The sequence below is a fragment of the Bradyrhizobium sp. BR 1432 genome (genome assembly GCF_051547705.1).
Taxonomy (GTDB): Bacteria; Pseudomonadota; Alphaproteobacteria; order Rhizobiales; family Xanthobacteraceae; genus Bradyrhizobium; species Bradyrhizobium zhanjiangense.
This window is the reverse complement of record NZ_JBPUGF010000003.1, coordinates 1,250,130-1,262,622: the sequence shown is the minus strand read 5'-3', so window position 1 is coordinate 1,262,622 and position 12,493 is coordinate 1,250,130. Positions and strand designations below refer to the sequence as shown.

Annotated in this window: 13 protein-coding genes; 6 read left to right on the top strand and 7 right to left on the bottom strand. The window is 65.1% G+C overall.

Annotated features, from left to right (window positions below):
- Window positions 1–43: 43 nt before the first annotated feature.
- Window positions 44–922 (bottom strand): IS4 family transposase, encoded by an 879-nt coding sequence (locus ACSKB8_RS06140; RefSeq protein WP_438103226.1) that lies wholly within the window; start codon window positions 920–922, stop codon window positions 44–46.
- A 119-nt stretch (window positions 923–1,041) separates the two neighbouring features.
- Window positions 1,042–1,335, bottom strand: coding sequence for a hypothetical protein (locus ACSKB8_RS06135; protein WP_438103225.1), 294 nt, complete (start codon window positions 1,333–1,335; stop codon window positions 1,042–1,044).
- A 353-nt stretch (window positions 1,336–1,688) separates the two neighbouring features.
- Between ACSKB8_RS06135 and ACSKB8_RS06130 the strand changes: the two genes are divergently transcribed.
- Window positions 1,689–2,465 (top strand): thioesterase family protein, encoded by a 777-nt coding sequence (locus tag ACSKB8_RS06130; protein ID WP_438103223.1) that lies wholly within the window; start codon window positions 1,689–1,691, stop codon window positions 2,463–2,465.
- A gap of 166 nt (window positions 2,466–2,631) precedes the next feature.
- Here ACSKB8_RS06130 and ACSKB8_RS06125 read toward each other — a convergent pair whose 3' ends face one another.
- Window positions 2,632–4,194, bottom strand: coding sequence for an AMP-binding protein (locus ACSKB8_RS06125; RefSeq protein WP_438103221.1), 1,563 nt, complete (start codon window positions 4,192–4,194; stop codon window positions 2,632–2,634).
- A 124-nt stretch (window positions 4,195–4,318) separates the two neighbouring features.
- Between ACSKB8_RS06125 and ACSKB8_RS06120 the strand changes: the two genes are divergently transcribed.
- From ACSKB8_RS06120 to ACSKB8_RS06105, 4 genes are all read left to right on the top strand, one after another.
- Window positions 4,319–5,284, top strand: coding sequence for an NAD(P)H-dependent flavin oxidoreductase (locus ACSKB8_RS06120; RefSeq protein ID WP_438103219.1), 966 nt, complete (start codon window positions 4,319–4,321; stop codon window positions 5,282–5,284).
- A 292-nt stretch (window positions 5,285–5,576) separates the two neighbouring features.
- Window positions 5,577–5,825 (top strand): hypothetical protein, encoded by a 249-nt coding sequence (locus ACSKB8_RS06115; RefSeq protein ID WP_091895088.1) that lies wholly within the window; start codon window positions 5,577–5,579, stop codon window positions 5,823–5,825.
- 133 nt (window positions 5,826–5,958) lie between these two features.
- Window positions 5,959–6,669 (top strand): hypothetical protein, encoded by a 711-nt coding sequence (locus tag ACSKB8_RS06110; protein ID WP_438103217.1) that lies wholly within the window; start codon window positions 5,959–5,961, stop codon window positions 6,667–6,669.
- A gap of 81 nt (window positions 6,670–6,750) precedes the next feature.
- Window positions 6,751–7,431, top strand: coding sequence for a hypothetical protein (locus ACSKB8_RS06105; protein ID WP_438103215.1), 681 nt, complete (start codon window positions 6,751–6,753; stop codon window positions 7,429–7,431).
- 65 nt (window positions 7,432–7,496) lie between these two features.
- Here ACSKB8_RS06105 and ACSKB8_RS06100 read toward each other — a convergent pair whose 3' ends face one another.
- Window positions 7,497–7,721 carry a hypothetical protein gene (locus ACSKB8_RS06100; protein ID WP_091895085.1) on the bottom strand — a complete coding sequence of 75 codons (225 nt, stop codon included), beginning with the start codon at window positions 7,719–7,721 and terminating at the stop codon, window positions 7,497–7,499.
- A 235-nt stretch (window positions 7,722–7,956) separates the two neighbouring features.
- On the opposite strand from ACSKB8_RS06100, the gene ACSKB8_RS06095 reads away from it, so the two are divergent.
- Complete coding sequence (locus ACSKB8_RS06095; protein WP_060737488.1) at window positions 7,957–8,247, top strand: hypothetical protein; 291 nt, start codon at window positions 7,957–7,959, stop codon at window positions 8,245–8,247.
- Between the two features lie 134 nt (window positions 8,248–8,381).
- Here the strand turns inward: ACSKB8_RS06095 and ACSKB8_RS06090 are convergent, their stop codons facing one another.
- The 3 genes from ACSKB8_RS06090 to ACSKB8_RS06080 form a co-directional block, all read right to left on the bottom strand.
- On the bottom strand, window positions 8,382–10,298 hold the full coding sequence (locus tag ACSKB8_RS06090; protein ID WP_438103213.1) for a sensor histidine kinase: 1,917 nt from the start codon (window positions 10,296–10,298) through the stop codon (window positions 8,382–8,384).
- Window positions 10,295–10,966, bottom strand: coding sequence for a response regulator (locus ACSKB8_RS06085; protein WP_370989229.1), 672 nt, complete (start codon window positions 10,964–10,966; stop codon window positions 10,295–10,297). The genes ACSKB8_RS06090 and ACSKB8_RS06085 overlap by 4 nt, the downstream gene beginning before the upstream one ends.
- 307 nt (window positions 10,967–11,273) lie before the next feature.
- Window positions 11,274–12,356 carry a hypothetical protein gene (locus ACSKB8_RS06080; protein WP_438103211.1) on the bottom strand — a complete coding sequence of 361 codons (1,083 nt, stop codon included), beginning with the start codon at window positions 12,354–12,356 and terminating at the stop codon, window positions 11,274–11,276.
- Window positions 12,357–12,493 lie beyond the last annotated feature (137 nt).

Here is a 12,493-nt window from a genome sequence, read left to right as displayed (position 1 = left end):
GTTGTGGCACGCCTAGTTCTCATTCGTCGTCCCGGCGAAGGCCCTAGGGCATGCACATATCTCTGAGGCTCCATCCTGCTGCGACGGCGTGGAAGTATTCGAGGCCGTTCTTGAAGGTGATCGGGCCCGGCGGCTTGGACGATGGGTAGCCGTCCCAGCCGCCGAGGCGACCAATGATCCAGGCGGCCCAAGCGAGGCTATCGGGCGGATGTGGGTTCTTTAATCGCTTGCTCCCGGCTTCGAGTTGACGGTTGAGGGCGGTGAGCACGTTAATTTGGCCGTTGTCGAAGGCAGCGAGAATGGGTTGGCGACTGCCATTGCGGGCCTGCAGAAGTTGGATTGTGATGACGGCCGCCTTAGCGGCAATCGCGACCAGCTTGAGAAGGCGATCGGCGGTTCCGATCTGGCTGTCTTCGAGCTTGAAGCCTTGTGTCTTCAGGATGCGGAAGAACTGCTCGATGATCCAGCGTTGCTTGTACCATTGGACGATGCGCCAGGCGTCCTCGATGCCGGTAACCTCGTGAGAGGTGAGAAGCCGCCAGTGCAGCGGCTCTACCCCGGTTTCGGCATTGATCTCGCGCACATCGACCACCGCCAATGGCAAGCTTTCCGGCAGATGGCGCAGGAACTTACTCTGTGGGCGGGCGAGCTCGATTGCGCCAAAGCGAAGTTCGAGGTGAGCCAGGCGGGCGGGCCGCGCGGCGCGCGCAGGCAATTGGATCGCACGCCGATCCACCGCGGCCATGGCATCGCTGACCTCATACAAGCCGCTGCGGTCGGCAAGCTTGCGATCATGCATGCTGCGCGCGATGACGTGGAAGTGTTGCTCGGCCGAGCTGGCATAAAGGGCAAAAATATCGCTCTCGCGGTCACCCAGCACCGTCACCGCTGTGGCCTTGGTGAGGAGCGGCTTGGCCGCCATGGCAGTGGATATCCAGCGCTGCGAATTCCTTGTCCGATAACTCCCGATCGTCGTGCGAGGTCGTGCGGCGACCTGTGCGCGTCCATATCTGCCCGCTCAAAAGTCCAAGACAGTTGCCGTCATCGGCATCCACAGCCAGCAGCGGATGCAGCAGCACCGCCGTGGTTATTGCCTTTGCCGATTTCTCCGAGCCCGCGCCGGCGTTGCGGTGTGGTGTTGAAGTGGATCTCGCTGGTGTCCTGGATGGCCAGCACGTGGCGGCCCTCTACCGCAGCGACCGTGCTTTCGCTCCAGCTTTCGATGATCCGCTCCACCGTCACCTTGTCATGGCCAAGAAAGCGGTTGAACCGCACTTCCAGCGCGCGGTTCCCCCTGGAGAGCTGCCGAAGGCAGACAGTTTTGCCCACAACCATGCGTTCGACGAACGCCGCCCCCCTTTATCGAGACGACGATCCCCGAACCGGCCCAGCGTCCAGTCAATCCGTGACAACATCGCGGGCACCCCGTCCAAATCATGGAGTGCCGCAATACGAATCACACAGAACTCTGATTCTGGAATCCTCCCAGGCCGATCCGAGTCAATCCGCCGCACCAGATATGTGCATGCCCTAGGGCGAAGGCCGGGACCCATACCCCCGATAGGTTGTTGTTGCGGCTGATATCAGCCCCGATCTCGCTTCACCAAGTTCGGTCTGTGAGTATGGGTCCCGGCCTCCGCCGGGACGACACCTGTTTTTGAACTGCGAATGTGTGCCACGGAGCGACCATGCCCCCCATCTACCGCGTCGACGGCAACAGCGTCGTCACCAGCCCGGACGCCGCGGGGCCTTGGGACCGCCGCATGCAGCATGGCTCGGCGCCGGCGTCGCTGGTGACGTGGGCGGCCGAACGCATTCCGACGCCTGTTCCGATGGAGATCGCGCGGGTCACAATCGATCTGATGCGCCCGGTGCCGGTGGCGCCACTTACGATCGCGACCGAGGTCTTGCGTGAGGGCCGCAAGATCCAGCTCTGCGAAATCAAGCTGCTCGCCGACGGCGTGCAGGTGGTCGGCGCCACCGTGCTCAAGATCAGGCGCCAGGCGCTGAGCCTGCCCGACGACGTCAAGGGGCTGCCGGTTGCGCTGCCTTCGCCCGAGGACTCCCTGATCGAGGATGGCCACGCTGCCACCAGCCCGTTCGTGCGCTCGGTCTCGATGCGTGCCGCGCGCGGCCGCTTCGGCCAGGCCGGTGCCGGCGCGATCTGGTTTCGCGTCGATCATCCCTTGATTGCAGGCGAGGCGATCTCGCAGGCGATGCGCGCCGTGGTCGCCGCCGACTTCTCCAACGGCACCGCCTCGACGCTCGACTTCCGCGCCTGGACCTACATCAACGCCGATCTCACCGTGAGCTTTGCGCGGCAGCCGGTGGGCGAGTGGATCCTGCTCGACGGCAACTCCTGGATTGGTCCCGACGGCGCGGGCCTTGCAATGTCGCGGTTGGCTGACCGGCAGGGCTATTTCGGCCGGGCGGTGCAGAGCCTGGTGATCGAGAAAAGGTCGTAGCTCGCGGGTCCGCGCCTCAATCTCGGTGTCATGCTCCGCGAAAGCGGTTCATCCAGTACGCCGCGGCCTATCGACTCCATCGCAGCCGTCTCGGATTACTGGATCGCCCGGTCAAGCCGGGCGACGACGGCCGATCGTGGATGCAGCCTCGCGCATCTCGCAGCCGTCACCCCACCATCCGGTCCCGCCCGCTCCAGAAGCCCGCGCGCAGCACCTTCTTGTCGACCTTGCCGACGCCGGTCATCGGCAGCTGTTTGACGAACTGAATCTGCTTGGGCGCGTGCGCCGAGCCCTTCCGCATCTTCACCAGGTTGATCAGCTCGTCTGGATCGGGCCTTGCGCCCTCGCGCGGCACGACGATGGCGGTGACGGCCTCGCCCCACTTCTCGTCGGGAATGCCGACGACAGCGACCATGGCGACGTCGGCATGCTGCGACAGCACGTCCTCGACCTCGCGCGGGAAGATGTTGAAGCCGCCGGAGACGATCATGTCCTTCTTGCGATCGAGGATGAACATGTAGCCGCGCTCGTCCTTGCGCGCGATGTCGCCGGTGTGGACCCAGCCGTTCTTCAGCGTCTCGGCGGTGATGTCCGGCCGCTTCCAGTACTCCGCCATCACGTGCGGCGCGCGCACGCAGATCTCGCCGGCTTCGTCCGTCCTCACCTCCTGGTCGTCGTCGTCGAGGATCTTGACCTCGCAGGCCGCGATCGGGAAGCCGCAGGACAGGAACAGCTCCGGTGTCTTGGGATCATGATCCGCCTTGCGCAGCACCGAGACGGGATAGCATTCGGTCTGTCCGTAAAGCTGCGAGAACACCGGCCCGATGCGCTCGATGCCCTCGACCAGCCGGCTCGGCGACATCGCGGAGGCGCCATAGAGCACCAGCTCGAGCGAGGACAGGTCGGTCTTGCTGAGCGCGGGATGATCGAGCAGCACATAGATCATGGTCGGCACGAGCAGCGTGAAATTGATGCGCTCGCGCGCGATCGTCGCCAGCATCGCCTCGGGATCGAAACTCTTGAGCATGTGCACGGTGCCGCCGCGCATCAAGGTCGGCAGCACCTTCGTGCCGGCGACATGGCTGATCGGTGCGACCGTGAGATAGCGCGCGGCCTCGGGGATCTCGAAGTCGGCGAGGATCGCGGCGGCGGCTCCGGCATTCTCGCGGTGATGGCGCAGCGCGCCCTTGGATTTACCGGTCGTGCCGCCGGTGTAGTTCAGCGTGGCGAGATCGTCGGGGCCGGCGAGGCACAGCGCGCTGGCGTGTCCCGCAGTCTCGATCGCCGCCAGCAGATCGACGCCGTAGCTGGCTGGTCCCATGGTGAAGACCGCCTTGAGCCGGCCGGCCTTCGCGGCGAGGTCGCCGCCGCGATCGCGGAAGGCGGCCGCGTCGACCACCAGCATCTCGGCGTCGGAATCCTCGAGTTGAAACAGCTGGTCCTCCAGGGAGCCCAGAGGATGCAGCCAGGTGATGCAGAGCCGTGACAACTGCGCCGCGACGCCGGCGCACCAGGTGTCGGCGCGATTGGCTGTGAGGAAGGCGACGCGCGCGCCGGGCTGCAATCCAAGCCGCATGAACACGCCCTGGATTCGTCCGATCAGGTCGATGGTGCCACGATAGCTCAGCGATCCCTCAGGCCAGGCGAAAGCGGTGCGGCCGGGATAGCGCGACAGCGCCCGTAGCGTCTGCGCACAAGCCGGGGACGATGCGTGGAGCGGATCGGACATATGTTTCCTCGTTGCTTTGTCATCGGCTTCTGGCGTGCCAATGTTGCTGATGACGCTAGCACAGCGAATGCGGGATGGAACGACAAAGCCCGCGCAGGGCGGCAAGAATGACAAGGAGATTGGCGTGCCATCAGACCGACTGCAGCGTTTCCGCGATCGTCTTGATCTGCCGCTGATCGCGGCGCCGATGTTTCTGGTGTCGGGCGTCGAGCTCATGGTCGCGGCCTGCCGCAACGGCGTGATCGGCAGCTTCCCAACCGCGAATTGCCGTAGCGCGGAACAGCTCGACGAATGGCTCACTGCGATCGAAACCCGGTCGCGGCAGCACGAAGAGCAAACCGGACGCAAGGCGGCGCCGCTGTGCCCGAACCTGATCGTGCACCGTTCCAACGTGCGGCTGGAGCAGGATCTCGCCGTGCTGCTGCGGCACAGGCCGGAGATCGTCATCACCTCGGTCGGCTCGCCCGCGCCTGTAGCGAAGCCGCTGCATGATGCCGGCGCATTGGTGTTGGCGGATGTCGCCTCGATCCGCCATGCCGAACGCGCGGCGGAAGCCGGTGCCGACGGCCTTGTGCTGCTGACCGCCGGCGCCGGCGGCCAGACCGGCTGGCTCAATCCGTTCGCCTTTGTCCGCGCGGTGCGCGCATTCTACGACGGCATCATCGTGCTCGCCGGCGGCATCAGCGACGGCCGCGCGTTGCACGCCGCTGAAGTGCTCGGCTGCGATCTCGCTTACATGGGCACGAAGTTCATTGCGACGCGCGAGAGCATGGCGGATGACCGTTACAAGCGGATGCTGGTCGAGAGCAGCGCCGACGACGTCCTGCTCACCACCGCCTTCACGGGACTGCAGACCAGCATGCTGAGGCCGTCGATCGTGGCCGCGGGTCTCGATCCCGACGACCTGCCGGCGCGCGGGGCGATCGACATTGCCAAGGACATCGACGTCGCCGCGCGCGAGAGCCGGCCGAAACGCTGGCGCGACATCTGGAGCGGTGGGCACTCGACATCGGGGGTGACGGACGTGCTCACTGTCGACGATCTCGTTGCGCGGACGGTTACCGAATATCGCGAGGCGGGCGGACAGTAGGCTTGTTCGCCTCTCCCCGCGTGTGGGGAGAGGCCGACGCGCCGCGCGATGCGAAGCATCGTCCGAAGCGCGGCGGGTGAGGGGGAGCCTGAATCCAACTGTCACCTTGATTGTGGAGAGAGCCCCTCACCCCGACCCTCTCCCCGTAAGGACGGGGAGAGGGAGAAGAGCCTCCGGCGCACCGCTCACGGTTAATCCCGCGCTCTTCCGCCCCGCTCACTTAACGGCAGATTAACCATCGCCCGCCAAGAATCCTCTCAAGGCCGCCAATCAGGACCGAGAGGGACAGGCGATGGACTTCAACTATCTCAACGGCAAGACAGCCGCGACGTTGGACGAAATCCGCGTTCGCGTGGCCCACGCGCTGGCCCGCCATCCGCTGTGCCGCAACGTGCGCTTCGACATCGTCAGCGTCCCCCGTACTCGCCGAGGCGGCAACTGGACGGTGGCGCTGCAATCGGTCGAGCCGCGCGCGGTCTGGGAGGCCTCGGAGATCGTGGCCGACATCCAGGATGCCTACGAACTGGCGGCAGCTGCCTGATTTCGTTGAGCTTTTCAGGCGATGTCGCCGCAGTCCGCGCGATTGCCGCCGCAATTGCACGGTTAAGCCTTAATTATCGCCCAGTTTCCGGGCAGTGATCACGTGGACTTGAAAGTTGGGCGCGGAGAGACGTTTGTCCAAAGCCATCACCATCGTCGCGCTGACCTGTTTTCTCGTCCTTGGCGCTGCGACGACCGCCATTCTCGGCCGCGACAGCGTGCCCAGTGTCAGCGCGGAGATGATCACGCAGGCACCTGCGGCCAAACCGCTCGCGACCAACCGTGCCGCCAAGGCCGACCGTCTGGTTCCGACGCTGGCGCTTGCCTCGGCCGCAATCGAGCCGGTGCAGGTCGCCGCCGACAAGCTCGCTCAGACGCCGGTGCTGACCGAGCCGCTTCGCCAGGCCTTTGCCGCCGCCACGCCTTCCGATTTTCCGATGCCGAAGGCCAGTTCGCACGAGGCGCCTGCCGCCGCGGAAGTCCCCGCCGTCGAAGTCCCGGCCAAGCCGAAGGTCGTGGCCAAGCCGCAGCCGCAGAAATCCTATGCGCTGCTGTCCGACGCACAGATCGCGGGCATCAGGGATCGCCTGAAACTCTCGTCGTCGCAGGAATATTATTGGCCCTCGGTCGAGACGGCGCTCCGCAACGTTGTCCGCAAGATTTCGGCAAACAAGCTCTCCAATCCGAACGCGCCGGGCGTGCCGATCGATCCGAATTGCGACGAGGTTCAGCAGTTGAAGTCGGCCGCGATGCCGCTGCTGTTCCAGCTGCGTGACGACCAGAAAGAGGAAGTGCGCAAGCTCGCCCGCATCATCGGGCTGGAGAAGGTCGCGCAGCAGATCTGACAGTTCCTTTGGGAACTGCCGCCGCATCAGGAACATCCGGCAATCAACGTGCGTTGCTCGCCCCAAAGAGGGAGTGGATCAATGCGCGCCTCGACAGCCTATTTCGTCGGTGCCGGAACCATTGTCGCGGCCATCGCCATTGGTCTCGGCGGCGGCATCGTCGCCGGCAACATCATGAATCCGATCGCGCCCAAGCAGGGGCCGGACACCAGCAAGCGCGCCGACGCCGCTGGCACAGCGGCGGCGATGAACGCACCGTCCGAGCGCGTGAATTATCTCACCGGTTCGCAGGCTTTTGGCGCGATCATTGCCGCGCCGGCGCAGGCCGAGGCAAAGTCTGAACCCGCCAAGCCCGATACGCGGACCACTCAAGCGACCGCTGAACCGCCAGCACCGCGGCCGTCGCAAGCAGCCGCGGTCGAGCAGTCCAAGGAACAGTCCAAGCCGGCACCAGCCGCGCCCAGGCCTGCAGAGCAGCAGGCGTCGACAGAGCCGGCCGCTTCGCCGGACAACGCCTATGCCAAGGCACGGGATTCCGACGTGAAGCGCGCCGCGTCCGAACGGCGCCGGATGGAGCGCCGCGAACGCTGGGCCGAGCGCCGCCACTATTACGAGTCCCGCGAGATGCGCGGCCCGCGCGACCGCACCGATTGGGACGACGTCGCGCGCAACATCCGAGAAGACTCCGATGCCCGCGATATCGCAAGCCGCCCACGCAGCGGCTTCCCGCAGATCAGGCTGTTCGGGCCCGACGACGACTAAAGCATGATCGGCAAAACAGAGTCCGGGTTCGCTCCGCTGAAGCGCTCCCGGACTTGAGGACCGGCTCAGCCGCCGTGAGATTCCACGACCTTGCGGCAGGAGTCGGAGAGCTTGGTCTTGTTCTGGCGCAGGCAGGCATTCATCTCCGGCGGCTTGCCGATATGTTCGGCGCAGAATTTGCTGGCATCGCCGCGGCAGGCCATCTGCTCCTGCGGCGTCGGACCGGATTGCGCGGCGGCGGACATGGCGGTGGCGGCGAGCAGCAGCGCGGCAAGAACCGAAATCTTCATAAAACACCTCTTTGGGATTGTCGTTGGTCCCGCCTGGGATCAAGCGGGCCGGACGATCTCGCGAAGGCCGGGCGCAAGTCCATGCCATGTTCATGGCACCGGGTGCGCCCTCCTGCCGCGGCACCCCCATCTTCATGGCATGTATCCGTGCCCGGTCTTTTGCCATTCAGGCTGCACCTCGGCTGCGAAACCCGGTGATTGCACCGGGACGCCGAACGGGAAGCAGGAGAGCAAGATGTCGAAGAGAGCGGGAGCGCTGAGCGCCGGGCTGACGATCATGGCGCTGGCGGGTGCGGCGATGGTGTCGCTGGGCACGAGCCCGGCGCAGGCCGTGGTCTATTGCAAGACGGTCGGCGTGCCCAAGGGCTGCGTGGTGCGGCCGACTGCGGCAGTGGTGGTCGCGCCGGGAGCTCCGGTTGCGCGGGCCGCGGTCGCGACACCCGGTGTCGGCGCGCCCGGTGTCGGTGTGCGCGCAGGTACGCCGATGAATCGCGGCGGCCCGGTCAACCGCGTCGGCGTGCGCTGATATTCCATTCGATTGATTTGATTGCATTGCTTCGGGCCAACGGAGCCCCTGCGGACGAACACCCCCCGTCCTCCGCAGAGGACCCGGCCCGTCCCCTCTCTCCGTGCGCCCCACACGTTCGGGGAGGGGGCTTTTCAGCCCGCAGCCGCATCGCTGTCGGGAAAACACTGCGGCAATTGCAGCCGCACGCACGTGCCTGAGGCATCCGAGCTCAGGTCGAGCACCGCGCCGCACCGTGCGGCGCGGCTCCTCATGTTGCGCAAGCCCCGCGCGGTCTGGCCGGCGCTCGCGCAATTGCCGGCGAGGGCAAAGCCCTTGCCGTCGTCCGTCACGCTGATCACGCCATACGGCCCGTGATCGTCGTCGAGCGTCTCGATGCTGACCGCGATGTGGCGCGCCTCTGCGTGCTTGACGGCGTTGGTCACGGCCTCGTCGAGGATGCGGACGATCTGGATGACGTGCCATGGCCGCAATTCGGGATGCAGCGGCAGGCCCTGCGGCGTTGCCACGCGCCAGTCGAGCGCGATGTCGTGCGGCCGCAATTGCGCCGTCGCGCGCTCGCGCCAGGAGCCGAGCGCGAGCATCAGGTCGCCGCCGATGTCGTCCATGGAATCGATGACGAGGCGCAGATCCTTCAGTGCTGCGCGAGCGGCCTCCGTGATGGTCGCGCCCTCATGGCCGCGCTCGGAGAGCGCGACGATGCTGACGAGCTGGCCGCCGAGTCCGTCATGCAGGTCCCGCATCAGCCGCGTGCGCTCATTGGCGAGCGCAGCGGCGCGGGCGCGCGCCTCTTCGCGGGCAAAGCTCGCCTTCAGCCGTTCCTCGGCCTCGCCCACCCGTGCAACGAGCTGGCCGGCAAAGCTGTCGACCTGGTTCAGCGCGCGCGCGAAGCGCCAGGTCAGCCCGGCGCCGATCGCGACCAGCATCGCCGAATAGGACAGGCGCGAGACGAAGATGCGATCGTTGGTCGCGATCTCCAACACCGTGAGCATATCCTGGACCCAGCAGACCAGCACGATGGTCACGGCGCAGCCGATCGTGAAGCTTGCCGCGTCCTGCCGCCGGACCACCGCGGCTGCGGTCACGCAGGCCATCAGGAACAAGCAAAGCCCGACCGTGGGAATGCCGAGCACCAGAAAGAGAATGCGTGGCAGCGGCGGGCCCCCGATCAGCCCGACCACGAACACGACGAGGCCCGGCACGAACAGCAGCGTGCCGTAGCGTGGCCAGCGCCAGCCGAAGAACAGCATGCCGAACACGACGATCAGCGCGCTCTCGATCGGTGCTGATGCCAGCAGCACGGCGGCGAGCCGCGACGTGGTGGCCGGCGGCACCGGCGGCGGCACGAACGCCTGCACCACGCCGAGCACCATCGCCGCCGCCAGCACGCCGTAAACCGGCTCGTGGCGCCGCATCAGCCACATGATCGCAAGGATGACCGCGAGAATCGATTGCCAGGCGGAGAACACGACGGGCAGCGTGACGAACAGCAGCGTGCGCGTCTCGTAGGCGGGACGCAAGCCGGCGTCCGGCCCGACATAGACGGTATCGAGGAAGCCCTTCAGCGGCCCCCATACGAACAGCCGCACCGTGATATCGTTGGCGCCGTCGCGCAGCAGCGAGGACGGAATCGCCGCGATCTGCGGCGTGTTGCGGTCTGGCCGGTTGGCATTGGCGTCACGCCGGGAATCCAGCACCACGACGCCGTTGACGGCGACCTCCACCGCGTTGCTGAAGCGCGGCAGATACACCGACCATCCCGATCCCGCATTGCTGGGCCGGAATGTGAAGGCGGCGGTGTAGAGCGGCGGGTCGGCCAGCGAATAGCGCGATGCGGTGAAGTGCGGCAGCGTCACCGCACGCATCATGCGGTCCTCGCGCGCCGAAAAATCGTTCAGCGCGAAGTCTTCGGGATCGCCGGGTTGCAGCAGCCGGAGCCCAAGGATGGTGACGATGACGATCAGGGCCTGGAGCAGTAGATAAGGCACGAGGCGCGACACGATCAGCCGGCGCCGCGGGCGCGTTGTTGTCCTCGCCGCAACCTCGCTCACAGCTTGATCAGGCCCTGCTGCACGGCTTCGAACACGGCCTCGCTGCGGGTGTGCACCTCGAGCTTGCGATAGATGTTCTTGATGTGGCCGGGCACGGTCTGCCTGGACAGGCCGAGATGGCTCGCGATCTCGGCATAGCTGAAGCCTTTGGCGATGCCCCAGAGGATGTCGATCTCCCGCGGGGTCAGCTTGGCCGTGTTGAGCACGGGGCCGGGCGAGGGCTCCGCCGAACTCTGCGTACGCCGGACGATGAAACGGGCGATCGAGGCCGAGATCGGCGAATGGCCGGCGACCAGATCACGTACGGTGGTGGCGATATCGGTCGGGAAGGCATCCTTGAGCAGATAGCCGGTGGCGCCGACCGTGATCGCCGAGATCACGCTTTCCTCGTCGCCGAGCGCGGAGATCACCATGATCTCGGTATCGGGAAAGCGCTGCCGGGTTTCGCGAATCAGCTCGATGCCATGGCCGTCGGGCAGCCTGAGATCGGTGAGCAGCACGCGCGGCGTGCCTTCGCCGAGCGCAGAGCGGGCCTCTGCGAGCGTGCCGGCGCTACGCACCTCATAGCCGGCCTTGACCAGCGCGTCCTGGAGCCGCCAGCAAGTCGGCGCGTCGTCCTCGACGAGGAGGATGGTGATGGCCTCACCAGTCTCGCCCTGTTCGCTCATGTTCATCGTCCCGCGACCCGCGTGTCCCCGCGGCGCGAGGCAAGTCTAACCGCAGCACGGACGCCGTGACACCCATAATCATGGGGGCGATCATGACACAGGCCCGCGCCAGGCGCGGACAGACGGTCGTGGCTTGCGCCCAGGCCAGAGCGCGTGCTCATAATCCGCGCTGCACTCAGGGCGCGGATGGAGGTCCGCTCCGCCTCTGACACCGACCCGTTACGGCAGCCAACCAGACGTCCGAGTTGGGCCAGATCCGGAAGCCGCAGCTTGGGCGGCGAAATCCCGTTCGCTCCGGAATGGCGTGCTATCGAATGTGATAAAGATGTACGCCGTAGCCTTCAAATTGGTCCTCGAAAGAACCTTGCGCGAGGGATACGCTACGATCCTCGCCGATGACACGAGCGGTGGTCTGGTGAACGTTATTGACCGTGATCCGCGCTATCGACGGTGAGTTCTGCATCGCGATGGCAAAGACATACGTATCGCCCTCGTACACCTTCACCATGGTTGCAATCGGGACCTGCGAGCTTACGGATACAGCCCCGGATACGCTTGGGCTCTTCAACGCTGGCGAGAGAGACCGGATCAACTGGTTCGTTCTCGTGACCTCCTCCACGATATCGGGGTAGCGGAAGATGGCGTCTTCCCGGAAGGTTGGTTTAAACTCATGCACGAAATAAAAAATTCCCGTCGCGCCATGAATCAATGCCATCCAGATCTCCGCCCGAACCTCCGCCGCAGTCGGTCGACGGGTCGGATCTAGTGCTGTCGTCTCGATTGCCATCCATACGCTTTGCCCATCGGCAGCCCGCTTCGCGAGATTAGTGACGCCACGTGCAACATATTCCAGCCTTCCTTTAACTTGAGGAGTAGTGGATCCCACTGGATAGATGTCGTACGACAAGATGTCCGCCCCCTGGATCGCAATATCGTAGTAACCCTGATCACCGTTGCAGCTGCCACGACCGCGCCAGAATTCGTTGGCCACACCCTGTCCGAAATTGATCATCACCGGTCGCGTTGGATCCCGCGCTTTCATCTCTTGCGTGCGCCGAGCGACTTCAATTGCTGGGACGCATGTTCCGTGCAGCCTTGGCCCGATCGGTTGAGCATTGTCCGGTTCGTCTTCTTGCATCCACGCTTTGATAACGTGGCGGTTGACCGATTCCAGCGCAAGGTCGTTTTGGCCGGCAACGGCGAACATGTGCTGCCGCGCCAATGCGGCGAGTTGCTCTTCAGTGGGGCCTTCGGGCAATCCCACAAAGGTATTGATCCCGATTGCCTTGTAATTGACAGCGCGAGTCGGCGATTGCAACCAAACGCCTATCGAGAAGAAATCGGCAGATCCATTTACCTGCAACTCGCCGCCCGATACGGAAGTGCCCACGAGGAGCAAGATTCCCACAACGATCCTACAACCGAACGGCATAGCGCGACCTCCGGCCAAGTGTGTGACACCAACGAAGCTGTCCAATTCATCGCGTCGGTCCTAGAGCGTCCGATGAAGGCTAGCATATTCAGCCT

Bases quoted from the DNA above. Each gene is read 5' to 3' on its own strand.
- ACSKB8_RS06140 (WP_438103226.1), bottom strand. From the start codon at position 922: ATGGCGGCCAAGCCGCTCCTCACCAAGGCCACAGCGGTGACGGTGCTG.
- ACSKB8_RS06135 (WP_438103225.1), bottom strand. From the start codon at position 1,335: ATGGTTGTGGGCAAAACTGTCTGCCTTCGGCAGCTCTCCAGGGGGAAC.
- ACSKB8_RS06130 (WP_438103223.1), top strand. From the start codon at position 1,689: ATGCCCCCCATCTACCGCGTCGACGGCAACAGCGTCGTCACCAGCCCG.
- ACSKB8_RS06125 (WP_438103221.1), bottom strand. From the start codon at position 4,194: ATGTCCGATCCGCTCCACGCATCGTCCCCGGCTTGTGCGCAGACGCTA.
- ACSKB8_RS06115 (WP_091895088.1), top strand. From the start codon at position 5,577: ATGGACTTCAACTATCTCAACGGCAAGACAGCCGCGACGTTGGACGAA.
- ACSKB8_RS06105 (WP_438103215.1), top strand. From the start codon at position 6,751: ATGCGCGCCTCGACAGCCTATTTCGTCGGTGCCGGAACCATTGTCGCG.
- ACSKB8_RS06100 (WP_091895085.1), bottom strand. From the start codon at position 7,721: ATGAAGATTTCGGTTCTTGCCGCGCTGCTGCTCGCCGCCACCGCCATG.
- ACSKB8_RS06095 (WP_060737488.1), top strand. From the start codon at position 7,957: ATGTCGAAGAGAGCGGGAGCGCTGAGCGCCGGGCTGACGATCATGGCG.
- ACSKB8_RS06085 (WP_370989229.1), bottom strand. From the start codon at position 10,966: ATGAGCGAACAGGGCGAGACTGGTGAGGCCATCACCATCCTCCTCGTC.